Source organism: Klebsiella huaxiensis, from assembly GCF_003261575.2.
GTDB lineage: Bacteria > Pseudomonadota > Gammaproteobacteria > Enterobacterales > Enterobacteriaceae > Klebsiella > Klebsiella huaxiensis.
Map to the genome: position 1 here is coordinate 647,222 of NZ_CP036175.1, position 22,508 is coordinate 669,729.

Annotated in this window: 25 protein-coding genes and 2 tRNA genes; 20 read left to right on the top strand and 7 right to left on the bottom strand. The window is 51.8% G+C overall.

Annotated elements, in window-relative coordinates; all coding sequences use genetic code 11:
• Nucleotides 1–8: 8 nt before the first annotated feature.
• Both kdsD and DA718_RS03110 read right to left on the bottom strand, forming a co-directional pair.
• Nucleotides 9–1,013 carry an arabinose-5-phosphate isomerase KdsD gene (kdsD, locus tag DA718_RS03105; protein ID WP_376767683.1) on the bottom strand — a complete coding sequence of 335 codons (1,005 nt, stop codon included), beginning with the start codon at nt 1,011–1,013 and terminating at the stop codon, nt 9–11.
• Nucleotides 1,010–1,987, bottom strand: a complete 978-nt coding sequence (locus tag DA718_RS03110; RefSeq protein ID WP_112213554.1) for a calcium/sodium antiporter — start codon at nt 1,985–1,987, stop codon at nt 1,010–1,012. The genes kdsD and DA718_RS03110 overlap by 4 nt, the downstream gene beginning before the upstream one ends.
• Before the next feature lie 209 nt (nt 1,988–2,196).
• Here DA718_RS03110 and mlaF point away from each other — a divergent pair, with 209 nt between their 5' ends.
• From mlaF to murA, 7 genes are all read left to right on the top strand, one after another.
• On the top strand, nt 2,197–3,009 hold the full coding sequence (mlaF, locus tag DA718_RS03115) for a phospholipid ABC transporter ATP-binding protein MlaF (protein WP_112213555.1): 813 nt from the start codon (nt 2,197–2,199) through the stop codon (nt 3,007–3,009).
• Nucleotides 3,010–3,016: 7 nt separating this feature from the next.
• Entirely contained in the window at nt 3,017–3,799 is a 783-nt protein-coding gene (gene mlaE / locus DA718_RS03120) for a lipid asymmetry maintenance ABC transporter permease subunit MlaE (protein ID WP_110272851.1), read from the top strand.
• Between the two features lie 4 nt (nt 3,800–3,803).
• Nucleotides 3,804–4,355, top strand: coding sequence for an outer membrane lipid asymmetry maintenance protein MlaD (gene mlaD, locus DA718_RS03125; protein ID WP_112213556.1), 552 nt, complete (start codon nt 3,804–3,806; stop codon nt 4,353–4,355).
• A gap of 16 nt (nt 4,356–4,371) precedes the next feature.
• Entirely contained in the window at nt 4,372–5,007 is a 636-nt protein-coding gene (gene mlaC / locus DA718_RS03130) for a phospholipid-binding protein MlaC (protein ID WP_112213557.1), read from the top strand.
• Entirely contained in the window at nt 5,007–5,297 is a 291-nt protein-coding gene (gene mlaB / locus DA718_RS03135; RefSeq protein ID WP_112213558.1) for a lipid asymmetry maintenance protein MlaB, read from the top strand. The genes mlaC and mlaB overlap by 1 nt, the downstream gene beginning before the upstream one ends.
• Before the next feature lie 134 nt (nt 5,298–5,431).
• Nucleotides 5,432–5,686: a BolA family iron metabolism protein IbaG gene (gene ibaG, locus DA718_RS03140; RefSeq protein ID WP_110272855.1), complete on the top strand. Its 255-nt coding sequence runs from the start codon at nt 5,432–5,434 to the stop codon at nt 5,684–5,686.
• Nucleotides 5,687–5,740: 54 nt separating this feature from the next.
• Nucleotides 5,741–7,000 (top strand): UDP-N-acetylglucosamine 1-carboxyvinyltransferase, encoded by a 1,260-nt coding sequence (gene murA / locus DA718_RS03145; protein WP_112213559.1) that lies wholly within the window; start codon nt 5,741–5,743, stop codon nt 6,998–7,000.
• 61 nt (nt 7,001–7,061) lie between these two features.
• Here the strand turns inward: murA and sfsB are convergent, their stop codons facing one another.
• Both sfsB and ispB read right to left on the bottom strand, forming a co-directional pair.
• On the bottom strand, nt 7,062–7,334 hold the full coding sequence (gene sfsB, locus DA718_RS03150) for a DNA-binding transcriptional regulator SfsB (RefSeq protein ID WP_110272857.1): 273 nt from the start codon (nt 7,332–7,334) through the stop codon (nt 7,062–7,064).
• A 187-nt stretch (nt 7,335–7,521) separates the two neighbouring features.
• Nucleotides 7,522–8,493, bottom strand: coding sequence for an octaprenyl diphosphate synthase (gene ispB, locus DA718_RS03155; RefSeq protein ID WP_110272858.1), 972 nt, complete (start codon nt 8,491–8,493; stop codon nt 7,522–7,524).
• A 260-nt stretch (nt 8,494–8,753) separates the two neighbouring features.
• Here ispB and rplU point away from each other — a divergent pair, with 260 nt between their 5' ends.
• From rplU to cgtA, 4 genes are all read left to right on the top strand, one after another.
• Nucleotides 8,754–9,065: a 50S ribosomal protein L21 gene (rplU, locus tag DA718_RS03160; RefSeq protein ID WP_004106123.1), complete on the top strand. Its 312-nt coding sequence runs from the start codon at nt 8,754–8,756 to the stop codon at nt 9,063–9,065.
• Between the two features lie 19 nt (nt 9,066–9,084).
• Nucleotides 9,085–9,342 (top strand): 50S ribosomal protein L27, encoded by a 258-nt coding sequence (rpmA, locus tag DA718_RS03165; RefSeq protein ID WP_003861831.1) that lies wholly within the window; start codon nt 9,085–9,087, stop codon nt 9,340–9,342.
• 95 nt (nt 9,343–9,437) lie between these two features.
• Entirely contained in the window at nt 9,438–10,403 is a 966-nt protein-coding gene (locus tag DA718_RS03170) for a DMT family transporter (protein WP_112213560.1), read from the top strand.
• 15 nt (nt 10,404–10,418) lie between these two features.
• A complete protein-coding gene (gene cgtA, locus DA718_RS03175; protein WP_112213561.1) occupies nt 10,419–11,591 on the top strand; it encodes an Obg family GTPase CgtA in 1,173 nt (390 codons plus the stop codon).
• A gap of 44 nt (nt 11,592–11,635) precedes the next feature.
• Here cgtA and dacB read toward each other — a convergent pair whose 3' ends face one another.
• On the bottom strand, nt 11,636–13,069 hold the full coding sequence (gene dacB / locus DA718_RS03180) for a serine-type D-Ala-D-Ala carboxypeptidase (protein WP_110272861.1): 1,434 nt from the start codon (nt 13,067–13,069) through the stop codon (nt 11,636–11,638).
• Nucleotides 13,070–13,304: 235 nt separating this feature from the next.
• Between dacB and greA the strand changes: the two genes are divergently transcribed.
• A complete protein-coding gene (gene greA / locus DA718_RS03190) occupies nt 13,305–13,781 on the top strand; it encodes a transcription elongation factor GreA (RefSeq protein WP_112213563.1) in 477 nt (158 codons plus the stop codon).
• 152 nt (nt 13,782–13,933) lie between these two features.
• Here the strand turns inward: greA and yhbY are convergent, their stop codons facing one another.
• Nucleotides 13,934–14,227, bottom strand: coding sequence for a ribosome assembly RNA-binding protein YhbY (gene yhbY, locus DA718_RS03195; RefSeq protein ID WP_003025016.1), 294 nt, complete (start codon nt 14,225–14,227; stop codon nt 13,934–13,936).
• A gap of 124 nt (nt 14,228–14,351) precedes the next feature.
• Here yhbY and rlmE point away from each other — a divergent pair, with 124 nt between their 5' ends.
• The 6 genes from rlmE (at nt 14,352) to DA718_RS03225 (ending at nt 19,950) form a co-directional block, all read left to right on the top strand.
• Nucleotides 14,352–14,981, top strand: coding sequence for a 23S rRNA (uridine(2552)-2'-O)-methyltransferase RlmE (rlmE, locus tag DA718_RS03200; RefSeq protein ID WP_004106110.1), 630 nt, complete (start codon nt 14,352–14,354; stop codon nt 14,979–14,981).
• 99 nt (nt 14,982–15,080) lie between these two features.
• The gene (gene ftsH, locus DA718_RS03205) at nt 15,081–17,015 is read left to right on the top strand and encodes an ATP-dependent zinc metalloprotease FtsH (RefSeq protein WP_112213564.1); all 1,935 of its coding nucleotides are present in this window, start codon (nt 15,081–15,083) and stop codon (nt 17,013–17,015) included.
• Nucleotides 17,016–17,112: 97 nt separating this feature from the next.
• A complete protein-coding gene (gene folP, locus DA718_RS03210) occupies nt 17,113–17,961 on the top strand; it encodes a dihydropteroate synthase (RefSeq protein WP_112213565.1) in 849 nt (282 codons plus the stop codon).
• Nucleotides 17,954–19,291 carry a phosphoglucosamine mutase gene (gene glmM, locus DA718_RS03215; protein WP_110272865.1) on the top strand — a complete coding sequence of 446 codons (1,338 nt, stop codon included), beginning with the start codon at nt 17,954–17,956 and terminating at the stop codon, nt 19,289–19,291. Before folP ends, glmM begins: the two co-directional genes overlap by 8 nt.
• A gap of 228 nt (nt 19,292–19,519) precedes the next feature.
• Nucleotides 19,520–19,849, top strand: a complete 330-nt coding sequence (secG, locus tag DA718_RS03220) for a preprotein translocase subunit SecG (protein ID WP_112213566.1) — start codon at nt 19,520–19,522, stop codon at nt 19,847–19,849.
• A gap of 14 nt (nt 19,850–19,863) precedes the next feature.
• Nucleotides 19,864–19,950 (top strand) — tRNA-Leu (locus DA718_RS03225).
• 155 nt (nt 19,951–20,105) lie between these two features.
• On the opposite strand, the gene argG is transcribed toward DA718_RS03225, so the two are convergent.
• Nucleotides 20,106–21,449 (bottom strand): argininosuccinate synthase, encoded by a 1,344-nt coding sequence (gene argG / locus DA718_RS03230; protein ID WP_112213567.1) that lies wholly within the window; start codon nt 21,447–21,449, stop codon nt 20,106–20,108.
• A 308-nt stretch (nt 21,450–21,757) separates the two neighbouring features.
• Between argG and DA718_RS03235 the strand changes: the two genes are divergently transcribed.
• Together DA718_RS03235 and rimP are read left to right on the top strand one after the other, a co-directional pair.
• Nucleotides 21,758–21,834: transfer RNA gene (locus DA718_RS03235), tRNA-Met, on the top strand.
• A gap of 206 nt (nt 21,835–22,040) precedes the next feature.
• Nucleotides 22,041–22,493, top strand: coding sequence for a ribosome maturation factor RimP (gene rimP / locus DA718_RS03240; RefSeq protein ID WP_142512701.1), 453 nt, complete (start codon nt 22,041–22,043; stop codon nt 22,491–22,493).
• Nucleotides 22,494–22,508 lie beyond the last annotated feature (15 nt).

A 22,508-nucleotide genomic window follows, 5' to 3' on the forward strand; every position in this document is an offset into this window, starting at 1 on the left:
TTCCTTACTTACACTACGCCCGCGCGCAAGAGATCGTGCATATGTACCACACCTACCAGACGGTCGCCATCAGCAACCAACACGCAGGTGATATGACGGGATTGCATCAGGTTCAGCGCATCGACGGCCAGGATGCCGGGGCGAATACGGATGCCACCTCGGGTCATCACCTCGGCAATACTGGCATTGCGCATATCGACGCCGGTATCAAATACCCGACGCAGATCGCCATCGGTGAAGATACCGATGATATTCATTTCATCATCACAGATAGCGGTCATGCCTAAATTTTTGCGCGTGATTTCCAGCAGCGCATCGCGCAGCGTGGCCTGAAGACCTACGTGCGGGATTTCATCGCCGGTATGCATGATGTCATTGACCCGCAGCAGCAGCTTACGTCCCAGCGCGCCGCCAGGGTGTGACAGGGCAAAATCTTCAGCGGTAAAACCGCGTGCTTCCAGCAGCGCAACGGCAAGCGCGTCACCCATCACCAGCGCGGCAGTGGTGCTTGACGTTGGCGCCAACCCTAATGGGCAGGCCTCTTTTGGCACCTTCACGCACAGATGAATGTCCGCCGCGCGCGCCATGCTGCTTTCCGGGCGGCTGGTGATACAAATAAGCGAAACCTGCTGACGTTTAAGGACCGGGATCAACGCGAGGATTTCATTTGACTCACCCGAATTTGAGAGTGCGATAACTACATCACGTGGGGTGACCATACCTAAATCGCCGTGCGCGGCCTCGCCCGGATGAACAAAGAATGATGAAGTTCCGGTGCTGGCAAAGGTAGCCGCCATTTTTCGCCCGATATGACCAGACTTGCCCATCCCCATCACGACAACTTTGCCGTTGCAGTGAAAAATGCTCTCACAGGCGCGGGCGAAATCTTCATTAATATATTGGTCAAGCTGGGCCAGACCTTCACGTTCAATTTCCAGAACCTCACGGCCTGCCCGTTGAAAGTCAAAATCCGCTGGCAAATCTATTTGCGACATAATGTTATCCCGAATCATTCAACGAAGAGCGGCGCTGTCCAGAACAGCATCGCCAACCAAAGCATAAATCCGCCCACCAGCAGTAGGCCTGCTAGCCGACCTGGCTGCTGTTTACGCCGCCAGCACAGTAGGGCAAAGATCAGGCTGACCAGCAGCATGACGCCATAGTCGCGGGCAAAGGCCTCGGCAGCGAAGGTGCCTGGCGCAATCAGCGCGGGAAGCCCGAGAACCAGTACGATATTAAGAATATTAGCGCCGATGATATTGCCGATGGCGATATCGTTTTCACCTTTTCGCGCGCCGGCAATGGCGGTTGCCAGCTCTGGCAAACTGGTACCGATAGCAATCACCGTTAAACCGACGGTCAGTTCACTGATGGCAAAAAAGTTCGCCAGCACCGTAGCGTTATCGACCACCATACGTGTAGCCATCGGCATCACAATCATCGCGACGCCCAGCCACAGTAGGGCGACGGGAAGCGAACCTTCGCGCGGTAGCTCCGCGAGCTGCTCTCGGGTCAGGCTGTCGTTACCCTGACGCTCAGCGAGACGGGCTATTTTAATCGTGAACAGTAGCCACAGTATTGCCAACGCCAGCAAAAAAAGGCCATCCATACGCGTAAGCTGACCGTCATATAGCACAAAGCCCGCCAGTAAACTGACCAGCAACATTAGCGGTAATTCGCGGCGCAGGATATCAGAATGCACGGTAAATGGCTGAAATAGCGCGGTGAGACCAAGGATCAGTAAAATATTGGTGATGTTGGATCCCAGTGCCGTACCAATTGCCAGATCGGTTTGACCATGCAGAGAAGCGGCGGCAGATACGATGATCTCCGGCAGACTGGTGCCGATGCTGACCACCGTCATACCGATAATGAGCGGCGGGATCCCCAGCATGCGACAGAGTATTGAAGCGGCGTAAACCAGACGATCGGCGCTGTAGACAACCAGCAATAAACCAATAATTAACAGAGCCGTCGCTAAGAGCATCTAAAGTCCTTTCTTCAGGTATAATCGTCGCCTCGCTGGCCGTCCGTAGGCAGCGTAACGAATTCTTAATTTTGACTTTATGTGTGCCAAAAGTAAAACAAATGCCAGCTTTGGCTAACTCAGGCAGGTAAGATTCTGTAAAAATGTTGGGTTTGTGGTGAAAGAAAGCGCCATGCTTAGCCCGATGGGTGTCTAGTAAGGATGATTTTATGAGCCAAAGTTTGGCGAATTTAGTCGAAGTGCGCGGTATTCGCTTCTCGCGGGGCGATCGCGTGATCTTCGATGATATCTCGCTGTCGGTACCTCGCGGTAAAATCACCGCGATCATGGGACCATCAGGGATCGGCAAAACTACCCTGTTACGTCTGATCGGCGGCCAGATCCCGCCTGATAAGGGCGAGATCCTGTTTGATGGTGAAAACGTACCGCAGATGTCGCGTTCGCGCCTGTATACCGTCCGCAAGCGTATGAGTATGTTGTTTCAATCCGGCGCGCTGTTCACCGATATGAATGTGTTTGATAACGTTGCATATCCGCTACGTGAGCATACTCGTCTGCCGGAGGCATTGCTGCACACCACGGTGATGATGAAACTGGAAGCCGTCGGGCTACGAGGAGCCGCGAAGCTGATGCCTTCTGAGCTCTCCGGTGGGATGGCGCGCCGCGCCGCTTTGGCGAGGGCCATTGCGCTGGAACCTGATTTAATCATGTTCGATGAGCCTTTTGTCGGGCAGGATCCCATTACTATGGGAGTGCTGGTGAAGCTGATTTCTGAACTCAACAGTACCCTGGGTGTCACTTGTATCGTGGTTTCGCATGATGTGCCGGAAGTGCTCAGCATTGCGGACTTTGCGTATATTGTGGCGGACAAAAAAGTTGTGGCGCATGGGAGCGCGCAGTCGCTGCGTGAAAATGCCGATCCTCGGGTTCGTCAGTTCATTGATGGTATTGCCGACGGCCCTGTGCCGTTCCGCTATCCAGCGGGCGACTATCACCATGATTTATTAGGCAAAGGGAGTTAAGCGACTCATGCTGTTAAATGCGCTGGCCGCGCTCGGACATCGTGGTATTAAAAGTATCGCGACGTTCGGGCGTGCTGGATTAATGCTCTTCAACGCTGTAGTGGGCAAGCCCGAGTTTCGTAAGCATGCGCCGCTGCTGATGCGTCAGCTATACAACGTCGGCGTGCTGTCGATGCTGATCATTATCGTCTCGGGGCTGTTTATTGGTATGGTTCTGGGGCTGCAGGGGTATCTGGTCTTAACCACCTATAGCGCCGAAACCAGTCTGGGCATGTTGGTGGCGTTGTCTCTGCTGCGTGAACTGGGGCCGGTTGTCGCCGCGCTGCTGTTCGCCGGGCGTGCCGGTTCGGCGCTGACCGCTGAAATCGGCTTGATGCGTGCGACCGAGCAGCTCTCCAGTATGGAGATGATGGCGGTTGATCCGCTTCGCCGGGTGATTTCTCCGCGTTTCTGGGCCGGGGTGATTTCACTGCCGTTGTTGACGATCATTTTCGTGGCAGTCGGCGTCTGGGGAGGCTCGCTGGTCGGCGTTAGCTGGAAGGGCATCGACGGCGGATTTTTCTGGACTGCGATGCAAAATGCCGTCGACTGGCGGATGGACCTGGTTAACTGCCTGATTAAGAGTCTGGTTTTCGCCATTACGGTAACATGGATCGCGTTATTTAACGGTTATGACGCTATCCCCACTTCCGCCGGGATTAGCCGGGCGACAACGCGTACCGTGGTACATGCGTCGCTGGCGGTTCTGGGGCTGGATTTTGTGCTGACTGCGCTGATGTTTGGGAATTGAGTTCATGCAAACGAGAAAAAATGAAATCTGGGTAGGGGTGTTCTTACTGGTCGCGCTGCTGGCAGCGCTGTTTGTCTGCCTCAAGGCGGCAAACGTGACCTCTTTGCGTACCGAACCGACCTATAGACTCTACGCCACCTTTGACAATATTGGCGGTCTGAAAGCGCGGTCTCCGGTACGTATTGGTGGTGTTGTCGTAGGGCGCGTGGCGGATATCACGCTCGATCCGAAAACCTATCTGCCGCGTGTGGCCCTCGATATTGATGAGCGTTACAACCACATTCCGGATACCAGCTCGCTGGCAATCAGAACTTCCGGTTTGCTGGGTGAGCAGTACCTGGCGATGAACATTGGCTTTGAAGACCCTGAGCTGGGAACATCTATCCTTAAAGATGGCGGCACCATTCAGGACACCAAATCCGCGATGGTGCTGGAAGACCTGATTGGTCAGTTCCTTTACAACAGTAAGGGGAGTGACAATAAGAATTCTGGCGATGATCAGGCGGCGGGAGAGAGTCATACTGACGCTACGCAGCCAGCCGGCACGACGCATTAATTTCAGGAGATAAGATATGTTTAAACGCTTACTAATGGTCGCCATGCTGGTGATTGCCCCCTTGACTGCCGCGACCGCTGCGGATCAATCTAATCCGTACAAGCTGATGGATGAAGCGGCGCAGAAAACCTTTGATCGCCTGAAGAATGAGCAGCCGAAGATCCAGGCTAACCCGAACTACCTGCGCGACATCGTCGATCAGGAACTGCTGCCATATGTTCAGGTGAAATATGCTGGCGCGCTGGTGCTGGGCCGTTATTACAAAGAAGCGACCCCCGCGCAGCGTGAAGCCTATTTTGCCGCCTTCCGCGAATATCTGAAACAAGCCTACGGCCAGGCGCTGGCGATGTATCACGGTCAGACCTATCAGATTGCACCGGAGCAGCCGCTGGGCGATGCGACTATTATTCCTATCCGCGTGACAATCCTTGACCCGAACGGCCGTCCGCCGGTTCGTCTGGATTTCCAGTGGCGTAAAAATACCCAGACTGGCAACTGGCAGGCTTACGACATGATTGCGGAAGGAGTGAGCATGATCACCACCAAACAGAACGAGTGGAGCGATCTGCTGCGAACTAAAGGCGTAGATGGACTGACGGCGCAACTGAAGGCAAGCTCCGCACAGCCGATTACCCTGGAACAGAAAAAATAATGACCGGGCAGCTGAGCTGGACTCGCGATGGTGAGACGCTAGTGCTGCACGGGGAGCTGGACCAGGATCTGCTGGTCCCGCTCTGGGAAGCTCGCACGCAGGCGACGGATGGCGTGTCGGTAATTGATCTGAATGAGGTGACCCGCGTGGACACTGCAGGTCTGGCGCTATTGGTGCATTTCATTGCTCTGATTCGTCGTCAGGGCCGGGCAGCACGGTTAATGGGTAAGAGTGAAAACGTGCAAACCCTGATCGGTCTTTACAACCTCCCGGACGACATGATCCCATAATTTTTCAGTGTCTTACTGCTAAAGCTATTCTGAAAGCCTCATCAAACTTTTCGATGGGGCTTTTTGCTTGTTTAAGACCGCGCCACTTTCCTCTAAGATGTTGGGCTGTTTTCACTATCAGATAAAACTAGCCCATGGAAAATCATGAAATTCAGACCGTGCTGATGAACGCACTCTCCCTTCAGGAAGTCCACGTCTCTGGCGATGGCAGCCACTTTCAGGTTATTGCTGTGGGTGAGATGTTCGACGGCATGAGCCGGGTCAAGAAGCAACAGGCTATCTACGCCCCGTTAATGGAATTTATTGCCGACAACCGCATCCATGCTCTGTCGATTAAAGCGTTTACCCCGCAGGAGTGGGCGCGTGACCGCAAACTAAATGGCTTATAAGCTGTGGGGATGTTCCCCACAGCGTATGTGAATTCTTAACAGAGAACAGAATCAATGGATAAATTCCGTGTTCAGGGGCCGACTCGTCTTCAGGGCGAAGTCACGATTTCCGGTGCGAAAAACGCCGCCCTGCCAATCCTCTTTGCCGCGCTGTTAGCCGACGAGCCGATTGAGATCCAAAACGTACCGAAGCTGAAAGACATTGATACCACCATGAAACTGCTGAGCCAGTTGGGCGCGAACGTTAAGCGTAATGGTTCTGTATGGATCGATGCTGGCCCAGTTGACGTCTTCTGTGCTCCGTACGATTTGGTTAAAACCATGCGCGCCTCTATTTGGGCGCTGGGGCCGCTGGTGGCTCGTTTTGGTCAGGGCCAGGTTTCACTACCAGGCGGCTGCGCCATTGGCGCTCGTCCGGTTGATTTGCATATCACCGGTCTTGAACAACTGGGCGCGGAAATCAAACTGGAAGAAGGCTATGTTAAAGCGTCGGTCAATGGGCGTTTAAAGGGCGCGCATATCGTGATGGATAAGGTCAGCGTTGGTGCGACTGTGACCATCATGAGTGCTGCGACGCTGGCGGAAGGCACTACTGTTATCGAAAACGCCGCGCGCGAGCCGGAAATTGTCGATACCGCGAACTTCCTGAATACGCTGGGTGCGAAGATCAAAGGTCAGGGTACCGATCGCATCACCATCGAAGGCGTCGCGCGTCTGGGCGGCGGCGTATACCGTGTTCTACCAGATCGTATCGAAACGGGTACTTTCCTGGTGGCTGCCGCCATTTCTGGCGGTAAGATCCTGTGCCGTAATGCCCAGCCTGATACCCTGGATGCTGTTCTGGCGAAGCTCCGTGATGCCGGTGCAGATATCGAAACGGGTGAGGACTGGATTAGTCTGGATATGCATGGTCATCGTCCGAAGGCCGTCAACGTTCGCACTGCTCCACACCCGGGTTTCCCGACCGATATGCAGGCTCAGTTCACCTTACTGAATTTGGTTGCAGAGGGAACGGGTGTGATCACCGAAACCATCTTTGAAAACCGCTTTATGCACATACCGGAACTGATCCGTATGGGCGCTCATGCGGAAATCGAGAGTAATACGGCGATTTGTCACGGCGTAGAGCAGCTTTCTGGTGCTCAGGTGATGGCGACCGATTTACGTGCGTCAGCAAGTCTGGTGCTGGCGGGCTGCATTGCGGAGGGTACGACGATTGTCGATCGTATCTATCACATTGACCGTGGGTACGAACGTATCGAAGACAAACTGCAGGCGTTGGGCGCAAATATCGAACGCGTCAAAGGCGAATAAATCTGTAGCGGCAGCAGCCCTCTGACGCTTGTCCGGGGGCTGTTGTCTGTATGACCTCGCTTTACTTGTTATTCTTCCTTTGACGCATCATCTGCGTCCTGTCGATAAACTGATGGGTATTGGGGTCGTGATAGCGCGATGGCCAAATGACCCATGGCGTTGTCTCCAGCGCGTTCGCAATAATTAGCTCACCTTTGGGCCAGGGGCGGGTTAACGCATTGGCAAGCGTGGAGGAACTCAAACCATTACGCCGCGATTCAGCCGCCAGCGACGTCCCTTTTTTGCGTAATCCAGCAATGATATCCGCCGGATGCCAGTCAATGAACTTATCCATAAATTCTCCTGGTAATAAAGATCCGATCGTCCTTAACGAGCGACGAAATGACTATACCTTGAGTTCCAGTATTGTTCTAACAAGTTCTTTTAATGGAGTGAATATTAGGAATATATCAAGTTATTGGAGGCGTTATTGAGTTTTATTGGAACTTTCCCGCTCGGTGCGCGGGAAAGTGAGGGTGAGATTAATGATCGCGTTGTACCGCAATATGGGCGAGACCAATTAGCGCTTCGCGCCACTGGGAGTCAGGAAGGACCTGAAGTGCGGCAATTGCTTTATCCGCCTCTTCCTCTGCGCGTTTTTGGGTCCATTCAAGCGAACCGCAGGCCGCCATGGTTTCCAGTACGGCTTCCAGCAGGTGACGGCCATTACCCTGCTCAATCGCGCCACGAATCATAGCGGATTGCTCTACTGTGCCATGACGCATTGCGTGTAGCAGCGGAAGGGTGGGTTTGCCTTCGTTGAGATCATCCCCGACGTTTTTGCCAAGACGCTCGCCATCGGAACTGTAGTCGAGTAAATCATCGATTAGCTGGAAAGCAGTACCCAGATAGCGTCCGTAATCCTGCAACGCTTTCTCTTGTTCTGCAGTACAGTCGGCCAGAATCCCGGAACACTGGGCTGCGGCTTCAAACAGGCGGGCGGTCTTGCTGTAAATAACCCGCATATAGTTTTCTTCAGTGATGTCGGGATCGTTGACGTTCATTAATTGCAGAACTTCGCCTTCTGCAATGACGTTAACGGCTTCTGACATCACTTCCAAAACCTTCAATGAACCAAGAGCGGTCATCATCTGAAAGGCGCGTGTATAGATGAAATCACCCACCAGTACGCTTGCTGCGTTGCCAAAAGCGGCGTTTGCTGTAGCTTTTCCTCGGCGCATGTCTGACTCATCGACGACGTCATCATGCAGGAGGGTGGCGGTATGGATAAATTCGATCAGAGCGGCGATGGTGACGTGCGCGTTACCCTGGTAACCGACGGCCCGTGCGGCCAGCACGGCGATCATCGGACGAATACGTTTGCCGCCTCCACTGACGATGTAATAGCCTAACTGATTGATAAGCTGAACATCAGAGTCGAGTTGCTTAAGGATTGTCGCATTGACGCCCGCCATATCCTGCGCGGTTAACTCATTGATTTTTTCTAAATTCATCGCAAAAGCCGGGCCAAATGTCCTGTTACCGCGTATCCGAATGGGATCACAGAAGGATTAAGATAGAATTAAAAGAATAAGTGATTGTACTGAAAAATTGGCGTAGATAAACGTTGTAGTGAAAGTTGTGTTTTTTTTCTGCGTTGATCGCTGATCGCTCTTGTCAAAGGCTCGCGTTTTGCGTAATATTCGCGCCCTATTGTGAATATTTATAGCGCACTCTGAATCATACGAAGAGGTGCGCGGAAGCGGAGTTCTATATGTACGCGGTTTTCCAAAGTGGTGGTAAACAACACCGAGTAAGCGAAGGTCAAACCATTCGCCTGGAAAAGCTGGACATCGCAACTGGCGAAGCTGTTGAGTTCGCTGAAGTGCTGATGATCGCAAACGGTGAAGAAATTAAGATCGGCGTTCCTTTTGTTGAGGGCGGCGTAATCAAAGCTGAAGTTGTTGCTCATGGTCGTGGCGAGAAAGTTAAAATCGTTAAGTTTCGTCGTCGTAAACACTACCGTAAGCAGCAGGGCCATCGTCAGTGGTTCACTGATGTGAAAATTACTGGCATCAGCGCCTAAGACCTGAGGAGAGATTTAAATGGCACATAAAAAGGCTGGCGGCTCAACTCGTAACGGTCGCGATTCAGAAGCTAAACGCCTTGGCGTTAAGCGTTTCGGTGGCGAATCCGTTCTGGCGGGTAGCATCATCGTTCGTCAACGTGGTACCAAATTCCACGCTGGCACTAACGTAGGTTGCGGTCGTGACCACACTCTGTTTGCTAAAGCAGACGGCAAAGTGAAATTTGAAGTTAAAGGCCCGAACAACCGTAAATACATCAGCATCGTTGCTGAGTAAGTTTTTCGTGGTCCGGTAACGGATTAAAGCCCCGCAACGTGTTGCGGGGCTTTTTACATTAGAATCCCGGATATTTTTCTGCAGGGAAAACGGGCATGAAGCAGCAGGCCGGCATCGGCATTCTTTTAGCGCTCACCACTGCAATGTGCTGGGGTGCTTTGCCGATCGCTATGAAGCAGGTTCTTGAAGTGATGGAGCCACCGACGGTGGTCTTTTATCGCTTCTTGATGGCAAGTTTTGGTCTTGGGGCCATCCTGGCTATCAAAAGAAAGCTACCTCCGCTGCGTATCTTTCGCAAGCCGCGCTGGCTGATACTGCTGGCTATTGCGACAGGTGGTTTGTTCGGTAACTTCATTCTGTTTAGTTCTTCCCTGCAATATCTCAGTCCCACCGCTTCCCAGGTGATTGGTCAGTTGTCCCCTGTCGGTATGATGGTTGCCAGCGTTTTTATCCTCAAAGAGAGAATGCGCGGCACTCAGATTGTGGGGGCGATGATGCTGGTTAGCGGTCTGGTGATGTTCTTCAACACCAGCCTGATTGAGATTTTTACCCGCCTGACTGATTACACGTGGGGGGTAATTTTTGGTGTTGGGGCCGCGACGGTGTGGGTGAGTTATGGCGTCGCGCAAAAGGTGTTATTACGCCGTCTGGCATCACAGCAGATCCTTTTTTTGCTGTACACTTTATGTACGATAGCGCTTCTGCCGTTAGCGACACCATCGCAGGTACTGGCACTAAGCGACTGGCAACTGGCCTGCCTGGTTTTTTGCGGGTTGAATACTCTGGTGGGCTACGGTGCGCTTGCGGAAGCTATGGCGCGCTGGCAGGCGGCGCAAGTGAGCGCGTTGATTACCTTAACGCCGCTGTTTACGCTACTATTTTCAGATTTATTATCACTGGCCTGGCCAGACGTTTTCGCCAGACCGCTGTTGAACCTGATGGGTTATCTCGGTGCGTTTGTCGTGGTTGCGGGCGCGATGTATTCCGCCGTCGGCCATCGTCTTTGGGGACGGTGGCGAAAGCGAGGAGCGGTTGTGCCGCTGCCCCGCTCAGGCGAATGATTTACGGAGAGTAAAATGAAGTTTGTTGATGAAGCAACGATCCTGGTCGTAGCAGGTGATGGCGGCAATGGTTGCGTTAGCTTCCGCCGCGAAAAATATATCCCGAGAGGCGGCCCGGACGGTGGTGATGGTGGTGATGGTGGTGATGTCTGGCTTGAAGCGGATGAGAACCTGAATACCTTGATCGACTACCGTTTTGAGAAGTCCTTCCGCGCTGAGCGTGGACAGAATGGTCAGAGTCGCGATTGTACCGGTAAGCGCGGTAAAGATGTGACGGTGAAGGTGCCGGTAGGGACCCGTGTGATTGACCAGGGGACCGGTGAGACGATGGGCGATATGACCAAGCACGGTCAACGTCTGATGGTCGCAAAAGGCGGCTGGCACGGTCTGGGTAACACCCGCTTCAAATCGTCTGTCAACCGTACCCCGCGTCAGAAAACCATGGGTACACCAGGCGATAAACGCGATCTGCAACTGGAGCTGATGCTGCTGGCAGACGTAGGGATGCTGGGAATGCCGAATGCGGGTAAATCCACCTTTATTCGTGCAGTCTCAGCAGCGAAGCCCAAAGTCGCTGATTATCCGTTTACTACGCTGGTACCGAGCCTCGGTGTTGTGCGTATGGACAACGAGAAGAGCTTCGTCGTTGCGGATATCCCAGGACTGATTGAAGGCGCAGCAGAGGGAGCCGGTCTTGGTATTCGCTTCCTGAAGCACCTTGAACGCTGCCGTGTACTCTTGCACCTCATTGATATCGAACCGATTGACGGCTCCGATCCGGTTGAGAACGCGCGGATCATTATCGGTGAGCTGGAGAAGTACAGCGAGAAACTGGCTTCTAAACCGCGTTGGTTGGTCTTTAACAAGATCGACCTGATGGATAAAGTCGAGGCGGAAGCCAAAGCGAAAACCATCGCTGAAGCGCTGGGCTGGGAAGACAAGTTCTATCTGATTTCTGCCGCCAGCCAGCAGGGGGTGAAGGATCTGTGCTGGGACGTGATGACCTTTATCATCGAAAATCCAATCGTTCATGCGGAAGAAGCGAAGCCCGCAGAAAAAGTCGAGTTTATGTGGGATGACTACCACCGTCAGCAGCTTGAAGAAGCTGCAGTGGAAGATGATGAAGATTGGGATGACGATTGGGACGAAGACGACGAAGAAGGCGTCGAATTCATCTACAAACGTTAACCTGGATAAAATGAAAGGGCCGCATATGATGCGGCCCTTTTGCTTTAGTTATTCTGATACAGGTCTTTGTACAGTCGGCTCTCAAACCGCACGAGCGGAATACGTCGATTGCGCTGATCGGCTGGCGGTACGGCATAGCCTGATAAATATTGCACGAAAGCGACCTTCTGTCCGCTGGCCGTAGTGATGAACCCGGCCAGGTTATACACCCCTTGCAGTGAACCCGTTTTGGCCGACACTTTTCCATCAACCCCTGCCTGATGTAGACCTGCACGGTATTGCAGAGAACCATCATGGCCAGCCAGTGGCAGCATTGAGATAAAGTTAAGCTCGTTATCGTGCTGAGCAATGTACTGCAGTACCTGCATCATTGTCGCCGGCGCGATGAGGTTATGACGCGACAAACCTGAGCCATCGGCAATAATGGTATTCCCGAGATCCACACCGGCCTGCTGGCGCAGGATTTGCCGTACTGCATCGGAACCCGCTCGCCAGGTGCCCGGTACGCCGAAACGGGCGTGTCCAATGGTACGAAATACGGTATCGGCAATCATATTGTCTGATTTTTTCAGCATGATCCGCAGCAGGTCGTGCAGCGGTGCAGATTGGGTTGTTGCAAGCACGGTACCGGGGTCGTTAGCCAATGTCTGGCGCAGCAGCGTACCGCTCCAGGTAATGCCGGCATCAGTCAGTTCAGACTTCAGAATCGCACCGGCATAGCCCGCACCATCCTGGATGGCGAAGGCCAGCGGTAACGGCTCGCTGCGCTGCGGCAGACATCCGGTCAAGGTGTAGCGATTTAGATCGCCGGGGACCACATCAAGCTCACAGTATTGTGCTTCAGAAGAGCCACGGGCCAAAGTGCGCACCTGGCTGAACATGGTCACCGGGTAGTAAGATGCCACGCGGATAAACGCCAGATCTCCCGGCTTTTGCGCGCTGTAGAGCGAAATGGAGAAGCAGTTGCGATCGACAATAGCCGCCGCTGGGGGCGCGCTAAAGCATTGTGTCATATCATTCCACGGCCAGCCTGGCGCTTTGTCATGACTGGCAAACACAGAAGTATCGATAAGCACATTGCCTTCAATACGCTGGACACCCGCTTTTTTCAACGTGGCGACCATATTACGTATATCCTGGCGTTTGAGCGTTGGATCGCCGCCGAAACGGGCAATAAGATCGCCCTTTAGTACGCCACCTTCAAGATTGCCTTTAGTTTCCAGCGTCGTAGTGAAGCGGAAATTCGGACCCAGTTGCAGCAGCGCGGCCAGAGCGGTTATCACTTTCTGGGTGCTGGCTGGGAGCGCCATTTGTTGGCTGTGAAAGTCTATCTCCGGCGTCGGGGAGCCTACCTTTTGTGCCATAAAGGCAAGGTTCGCACCCGCAGGAAGCTGGTTGATGTACTCGTCAATATTCGCCGCTTGAGCGCTAATCGCTATGCCGGCAGTCAATCCGATGATAAATCTGGAAAATCGCATAATCTCGCGCTAACAACCTGAAACCGAGCCGTCATACTACGGTGCAACACCCTGTAAAGTAAACGATGACCCATAGTGAACTTCAGGGTAAAATACATATCAAATTGAAAATTGCTGCTGACCTGGGGATTGCTTCCCGGGTCGGTTTTCTTTTTGCTCCTGTCTTGCTTAAGGCTTGGCTGGTTGCGGAACGGCGGTGTCCGTTCCATGAAAGAATGATAAAGAGGTATAACAAATGCAAGCTATTCCGATGACCTTACGTGGCGCTGAAAAATTGCGCGAAGAACTGGATTTTCTGAAGTCCGTGCGCCGCCCTGAAATTATTGCTGCTATCGCTGATGCCCGTGAGCACGGCGATCTGAAAGAGAATGCTGAGTATCATGCCGCTCGTGAACAGCAGGGTTTTTGTGAAGGTCGCATTAAGGATATCGAAGCGAAACTGTCGAATGCGCAGGTTATCGATATCACCAAAATGCCCAACAATGGTCGGGTGATTTTTGGTTCTACGGTCAGCGTTCTGAATCTTGATACCGATGAAGAGCAGACTTACCGTATCGTTGGCGACGATGAAGCTGATTTTAAGCAAAATCTGATTTCTGTAAACTCGCCGATTGCACGTGGCCTGATCGGTAAAGAACAGGATGATGTTGTCGTAATCCGTACACCAGGCGGTGAAGTCGAATTCGAAATTATTAAGGTTGAGTACCTTTAATCCGAATTTACGGCTACGATGTTGATGGATTGTAAAGAAAGGAAAAAGGCCGCATAGCGGCCTTTTATCAACGTCCGGAGCATGGCATTTTGCTCGTCTACCCGCAGAAAACCCTCGATTTACACAAAGTTGTGTCGATAACCAGGATATTCTTAGCGTGGCAGCGAGATTTTACGCTCTTTAGTCGGGCGATACAGGACCAGCGTTTTACCGATGACCTGTACGTTACAGGCGCCGGTTTCGCGCACGATGGCTTCCACGATCAAGGTTTTAGTGTCGCGATCTTCCGAGGCGATCTTCACCTTGATAAGTTCATGGTGCTCTAACGCTTGTTCAATCTCGGCCAGTACCCCTTCGGTCAAACCATTGTTGCCAAGCATAACTACCGGCTTGAGCGGATGTGCCAGACCTTTCAGGTGCTGTTTTTGTTTAGTACTCAGATTCATCGTATTTTTTTGCTTACGTTGGGATTGAAAACGGTTCATTCTACCGCCATCTCCCATATATCGCCAAACTACCGCGTCGATTTTTACGTCGCAAAGTATGATGAACCCGAAATGGGAATGTTAAATGACAGGTAAAAAGCGTTCTGCCAGCTCAAGTCGTTGGCTCCAGGAACACTTTAGCGATAAATATGTTCAACAGGCACAGAAAAAGGGGTTACGTTCCCGTGCCTGGTTTAAACTTGATGAAATACAGCAAAGTGACAAAATTTTTAAACCGGGGATGACGATTGTTGACCTCGGCGCTGCACCCGGTGGCTGGTCGCAATACGCGGTTACGCAGATCGGTAACAGCGGCCGCATCATTGCTTGCGATCTTTTACCTATGGATCCAATCGTCGGTGTGGACTTCCTTCAGGGTGACTTTCGTGATGAATTAGTCCTGAAAGCGTTACTTGAGCGCGTAGGTGACAGTAAAGTACAAGTGGTCATGTCCGATATGGCACCAAATATGTGTGGAACACCGGCGGTGGATATTCCCCGGGCCATGTATCTGGTGGAATTGGCGCTTGGAATGGCTCGTGATGTATTAGCGCCAGGTGGTAGTTTTGTAGTGAAGGTGTTCCAGGGCGAAGGCTTCGATGAGTATCTAAGAGAGATTCGCTCCCTGTTTACGAAGGTCAAAGTTCGTAAGCCGGACTCTTCTCGCGCCCGTTCGCGTGAAGTGTACATTGTAGCGACCGGGCGTAAACCATAACCGGTAGATTTCAAACGAAAGTTTGAAAGAAACTGGATATAGAGTATCCTGACGCTGTTTTTAACACAGTTGTAATAAGAGGTTAATCCCTTGAGTGACATGGCGAAAAACCTAATACTCTGGCTGGTCATTGCCGTTGTGCTGATGTCAGTATTCCAGAGCTTTGGGCCCAGCGAGTCGAATGGCCGAAAGGTAGATTATTCAACCTTCCTGCAAGAGGTCAATCAGGACCAGGTTCGCGAAGCGCGTATCAACGGACGTGAGATTAACGTTACCAAGAAAGATAGTAACCGTTACACGACTTACATTCCGGTTAACGATCCGAAGCTGCTCGATAACCTGTTGACGAAAAACGTCAAAGTGGTTGGCGAACCGCCAGAAGAGCCAAGCCTGCTGGCTTCTATCTTCATTTCCTGGTTCCCAATGCTGTTGTTGATTGGTGTCTGGATCTTCTTCATGCGTCAGATGCAGGGCGGCGGTGGCAAAGGTGCCATGTCGTTCGGTAAGAGCAAAGCGCGCATGTTGACGGAGGATCAGATCAAAACCACTTTTGCCGATGTTGCGGGTTGTGACGAAGCAAAAGAGGAAGTGGCTGAACTGGTTGAATACCTGCGCGAGCCAAGCCGCTTCCAGAAACTGGGCGGTAAAATCCCGAAAGGCGTCCTGATGGTTGGTCCTCCGGGTACGGGTAAAACGCTGTTGGCGAAAGCGATCGCTGGCGAAGCTAAAGTACCGTTCTTTACTATTTCGGGCTCTGACTTTGTTGAAATGTTTGTGGGTGTCGGTGCATCACGTGTGCGTGACATGTTCGAACAGGCCAAGAAAGCGGCTCCATGCATTATCTTCATCGATGAAATCGATGCCGTTGGTCGCCAGCGTGGCGCCGGTCTTGGCGGCGGTCATGATGAACGTGAGCAGACTCTGAACCAAATGCTGGTTGAGATGGATGGCTTCGAAGGTAATGAAGGCATTATCGTGATTGCTGCGACTAACCGTCCTGACGTACTTGACCCGGCTCTGCTGCGTCCTGGCCGTTTTGACCGTCAGGTTGTGGTGGGTCTGCCGGATGTCCGTGGCCGTGAACAGATTCTTAAAGTTCACATGCGTCGCGTACCGCTGTCTCCTGATATCGATGCAGCAATCATTGCCCGCGGAACACCTGGTTTCTCCGGTGCTGACCTGGCAAACCTGGTGAACGAAGCTGCGTTGTTCGCTGCGCGTGGCAACAAGCGTGTTGTTTCGATGGTTGAGTTCGAGAAAGCGAAAGACAAAATCATGATGGGCGCGGAACGTCGCTCCATGGTGATGACAGAAGCGCAGAAGGAATCCACCGCGTATCACGAAGCTGGCCACGCGATTATTGGTCGTCTGGTTCCGGAACACGATCCGGTGCATAAAGTGACGATTATTCCGCGCGGACGTGCGTTGGGTGTGACCTTCTTCTTGCCTGAAGGCGACGCAATCAGCGCCAGCCGTCAGAAACTGGAAAGTCAGATCTCAACTCTGTACGGTGGTCGTCTTGCAGAAGAGATTATCTACGGCGTAGAGCATGTTTCTACCGGGGCGTCGAACGACATTAAAGTCGCGACTAACCTGGCGCGTAACATGGTGACCCAGTGGGGCTTCTCTGACAAACTCGGTCCGCTGCTGTATGCGGAAGAAGAAGGCGAAGTATTCCTTGGCCGTAGCGTTGCGAAAGCGAAGCATATGTCCGATGAAACGGCACGTATTATCGACCAGGAAGTGAAATCACTGATTGAGCGTAACTACGATCGTGCACGTCGCCTTCTGAACGATAACATGGACATCCTGCACGCGATGAAAGATGCGCTCATGAAATATGAGACCATCGATGCACCGCAGATTGATGATCTGATGGCTCGCCGCGATGTTCGCCCGCCAGCTGGCTGGGAAGAACCGGGTTCATCTAATAATTCTGGCAATAATGGCACCCCGAGTGCGCCGCGTCCGGTCGATGAACCGCGTACGCCAAACCCGGGCAACACCATGTCAGAACAGCTAGGCGACAAATAAGTTAGCCGCTATTGATCTGCTGTACTTTTCTAAAACCCCTGGGCATCCGCTCCGGGGTTTTTCTTTTTCAACCTCTCTCTGATTCAGGGATTTTGTGATGAAACTCGTAGCCCAGCGTTCGACCCTCGATCTCTCTCATCCACATGTGATGGGGATTCTCAACGTTACACCGGACTCGTTCTCTGATGGCGGGACTCACAATACGCTGGTAGAAGCGGTTAAACATGCCAATCTGATGATTAACGCCGGAGCGACCATCATTGACATCGGTGGAGAATCGACACGCCCGGGGGCTGTGGATGTTAGCGTTGAGGAGGAGCTGGCACGAGTGATTCCGACGGTGGAAGCTATTGCTCAGCGCTTCGAGGTGTGGATTTCCGTTGATACCTCGAAGCCGGAAGTCATTCGAGAGTCAGCGCGGGTCGGCGCGCATATCATCAATGATATTCGTTCGCTCACGGAGCCTGGTGCGCTGGAAGCGGCAGCCGAAACCGGGTTACCTGTATGTCTCATGCACATGCAGGGACAGCCGAAAACAATGCAGGAAGCGCCAAAGTATGCCGATGTCTTTGCTGATGTTGAGCGCTTTTTTGTCGAACATATTGTGCGTTGCGAGCGGGCTGGTATCTCAAAAGAGAAATTGCTGCTCGACCCGGGATTCGGTTTCGGTAAAAATCTTTCTCATAATTATGAACTGCTTGCCCGGCTTGGGGAATTCCATCATTTCGGTCTCCCGCTACTGGTAGGTATGTCGCGTAAGTCAATGGTAGGTCAGCTACTGAATGTTGGGCCGACAGAGCGCCTGAATGGTAGCCTGGCTTGCGCAGTCATTGCAGCAATGCAGGGCGCGCAGATTATCCGCGTCCATGATGTCAAAGAAACGGTAGAAGCGCTGCGTGTGGTGGAAGCTACCTTGGCCGCTAAGGAAAATAAACGTTATGAGTAACCGTAAATATTTTGGGACTGATGGTATTCGTGGCCGCGTAGGTGATGCGCCAATTACGCCGGAATTTGTATTGAAGCTTGGCTGGGCGGCAGGAAAAGTGCTGGCACGCCATGGATCGCGTAAAATTATTATAGGTAAAGATACACGTATTTCTGGCTATATGCTGGAGTCTGCGCTGGAAGCCGGTTTGGCTGCTGCGGGGCTATCTGCTTCCTTTACCGGGCCGATGCCAACTCCGGCAATCGCCTATCTGACGCGTACGTTCCGTGCCGAAGCCGGGATTGTGATTTCCGCCTCGCATAATCCGTTCTATGACAATGGTATTAAATTTTTCTCCATCGAGGGCACTAAGTTACCGGATGAAGTTGAAGAAGCCATTGAAGCCGAGATGGAAAAGGAACTCACCTGCGTAGATTCTGCAGAACTGGGTAAAGCCAGCCGTATTGTTGATGCCGCAGGTCGCTATATTGAATTTTGTAAGGGAACCTTCCCGAACGAGCTGAGCCTGAATGCTCTGAAAGTCGTGGTCGATTGTGCTCATGGGGCGACTTACCATATTGCCCCAAGCGTTTTCCGTGAGCTGGGTGCCCAGGTTATTACAATGGGCTGCGAGCCTGATGGTCTCAATATCAATGAAGAAGTTGGAGCGACAGACGTTCGTGCTCTACAGGCCCGCGTATTGGCAGAAAAAGCTGACTTGGGTATTGCTTATGATGGTGATGGCGACCGCGTCATTATGGTTGATCATGAAGGCAACAAAGTTGATGGTGACCAGATTCTCTACATCATTGCCCGTGAAGGGTTACGTCAGGGGCAGCTAAGAGGCGGTGCCGTTGGGACACTCATGAGCAACATGGGTCTGGAACTGGCGCTCAAACAGCTAGGTATTCCTTTTGTTCGTGCAAAAGTAGGGGACCGCTATGTACTGGAGAAACTTCAGGAGAAAGGCTGGCGTATCGGTGCGGAAAACTCTGGTCACGTGATTCTGTTGGATAAGACTACGACGGGAGATGGTATCGTCGCCAGCCTGCAGGTGGTTGCGGCAATGGCGCGTAACCACATGAGTCTACATGACTTATGCAGTGGTATGAAAATGTTCCCGCAAATTCTGGTCAATGTTCGCTTTACTGAAGGTAGCGGTAATCCACTGGAACATGAACATGTGAAAGCGGTAACGGCAGAAGTGGAAACCGCGCTGGGTAACCGAGGGCGTGTGTTACTGCGTAAATCAGGAACTGAGCCGCTAATTCGTGTGATGGTAGAAGGTGAACATCAAGAGCAGGTACATGAGTTTGCTCATCGTATCGCTGATGCAGTTAAGAGCGTTTGATATATCTGGCTAAGTGATTAAAAAGGCGGCGCTTGTCGCCTTATAATCGACAAATAAACGTTTTTTGCTGTTTTTTTCCGCACTTGATACAATGCGCTGAAATTGCCCTTGCGAAGGTCATTCGCTTTGGTTAGTATTCACACCCGCTTCAGTGGGAAACATCAAAACGTCCCGCTTTATTGGTCGAAGCACTTGGTATGCGGCGAATCCGCAAGGAACAGGTTGATTATGTACGAAGCTCTTTTAGTTGTTTTCCTTATTGTGGCGATTGGCCTGGTTGGTCTGATTATGCTGCAGCAAGGTAAAGGCGCTGATATGGGAGCCTCCTTCGGAGCAGGCGCTTCCGGCACGTTGTTTGGTTCTAGTGGTTCAGGTAACTTCATGACCCGCATGACAGGCATTCTTGCTGCGCTGTTCTTCATCATCAGTCTGGCGCTGGGTAACATCAACAGCAACAAGACCAATAAAGGAAGTGAGTGGGATAATCTGAGTGCTCCAAAAACTGAGCAAACTCAGCCGACAGCTCCGGCCCAGCCGAGCAGTGATATCCCGCGCTAATAAATAGTATCCGTACCGAGGTGGTGGAATTGGTAGACACGCTACCTTGAGGTGGTAGTGCCCTAACGGGCTTGTGGGTTCGAGTCCCATCCTCGGTACCAATATTTCGAAGAAAAGACGCTGAAAAGCGTCTTTTTTTTCGTCTAAAGAAAGCGAAAAGAAGCATCGCTCCTGTTATTACTCCGCTTCGCCTTGATGCCGTTGTTTGTTGTATAAAAAAGGCCGCTAGCGCGGCCTTCGGTATTTTCTCTGGAAACTACTTACCTTTATTCTCCAGGTTTTCCACCTGCGGCAAGCCGGTAGCAGAAGAGGCCGTCAGCAGTCCAGACTGAGCGTAGCCAAACAGCTTCTCGCGGGTATCAGTGATATCCAGGTTACGCATGGTTAACTGGCCAATACGATCCTCAGCGGAGAACATCGAGTCGCCTTTTTCCATCGTCAAACGCTCTGCCTTATAAGTCAGATTATCAGAGACAGTATTCAGGATGGAGTAGTCGTTGCCACGACGCAGTTCCAGAGTCACTTCGCCAGTGATTTGGCTTGCCACCCAGCGTTGCAGACCGTCACGCAGCATCAGTGCTTGAGAGTCAAACCAGCGTCCTTGATACAGCAGGCGACCCAGCTGGCGACCATGCGCATGGTATTGCTCGATAGTGTCTTCATTGTGAATACCGGTCAGCAGACGCTCATAAGCAATATGCAGCAGCGCCATCCCCGGGGCTTCATAAATCCCACGGCTCTTCGCTTCAATAATACGGTTTTCAATCTGATCGCTCATACCCAGACCATGGCGACCGCCGATGCGGTTGGCTTCCATCATCAGCTCAACGTCATCACTGAAGGTCTGTCCATTCAGCGCAACCGGGTGACCCTGTTCAAAACGAACGGTAACTTCTTCCGCAGGAATTTTGACGTTTTCGTCCCAGAATTTGACACCCATGATCGGGTTAACAATCTTGACGCTGGAGTTCAGAAACTCAAGATCTTTGGCTTCGTGCGTTGCGCCCAGCATGTTGGAGTCAGTGGAGTAGGCTTTTTCAACGGACATTTTATAATCGAAGCCACAGGAAATCATAAACTCGGACATTTCCAGGCGGCCGCCTAACTCATCGATAAAGTCGCTATCCAGCCATGGTTTGTAGATTTGCAGCTCGGCATTGGTTAGCAGACCATAACGATAGAAGCGTTCGATATCGTTGCCTTTATAGGTGCTACCGTCGCCCCAGATGTTTACACCATCTTCTTTCATCGCGGCAACCAGCATGGTACCGGTGACAGCGCGACCCAAAGGCGTCGTGTTAAAGTAGGTCAATCCACCGGTGGTGTTATGAAATGCACCACACTGAATGGCGGCGATGCCTTCAGCGACCAGTTGCTTACGGCAGTCGATCAGACGAGCGCCTTCTGCACCATATTCTTTAGCACGACGAGGAATGGCATCATAATCGTCTTCGTCTGGCTGGCCGAGGTTGGCGGTATATGCATAGGGGACTGCGCCTTTTTTGCGCATCCAAAGCAGTGCGGCACTGGTATCCAGCCCACCAGAGAAAGCGATACCAATACGTTGACCAACCGGGAGATGCTTGAGAATCGTCGTCATAAAATAAAACCCTGCTAGATAGACTGTGGTGAGTTCGACTCAACAATCTTAATTGCATGTTTATGCATTAATTGTGAGTTTTCATTTAATCATCTTTTGCTGGAGACAGGAAGGGGCTGATTGTCTTTTTACTAAAAAACCCCTGAAATACCAGTACAAACGAAAACCGGGTAATGTGAAATTCATGTTGACAAAATATATGATGTATCAATACAATTCACCACGATTTTATGTCCCGTCCTCGGTACCAAATCCCAGCAGTATTTGCGTCTTTTACTCAAAGCGAGTAAAATATGCCACGTTTCAGGCGCGGGGTGGAGCAGCCTGGTAGCTCGTCGGGCTCATAACCCGAAGGTCGTCGGTTCAAATCCGGCCCCCGCAACCACTTTCCCATTAAGTACTTTTTCAAATATACTGTGAGGACCGGGTCCTTCGTAGCCGAATTTGAAAGAATTCTTCTGGAAAGTGTTCCAGATCGCAGGTGCGATCTCAGGGTTCAGTTATCTAAAGCCCCGATTTATCGGGGTTTTTTGTTATCTGACTTCAGAATAACTGGGCTATACGCCCTTTTTTTATGTCTTGGGGGTGGGTTTGTCCACATTAGAGCAAAAATTAACAGAGATGCTCACTGCGCCAGTTGAAGCGCTTGGCTTTGAGCTGGTTGGCATCGAATTTATTCGCAGTCGCACATCCACACTGCGCATCTATATTGATAGTGAAAATGGCATCAATGTTGATGATTGTGCTGATGTGAGCCACCAGGTCAGTGCTGTCATGGATGTCGAAGACCCGATCACCGTCGCTTATAATCTGGAGGTTTCTTCCCCAGGTCTTGAGCGTCCAATGTTTACCGCCGAACACTATGAGCGTTTCTCCGGTGAAGAGGTTTCGCTGGTTCTGCGCATGGCGGTACAAAACCGACGCAAATGGCAGGGCATTATCAAAGCGGTAGACGGTGAGATGATCACGGTAACCGTCGAAGGCAAAGATGAAGTGTTCGCGCTGAGTAACATCCAGAAGGCGAACCTGGTTCCCCACTTTTAACAGTCTGGATTGAGG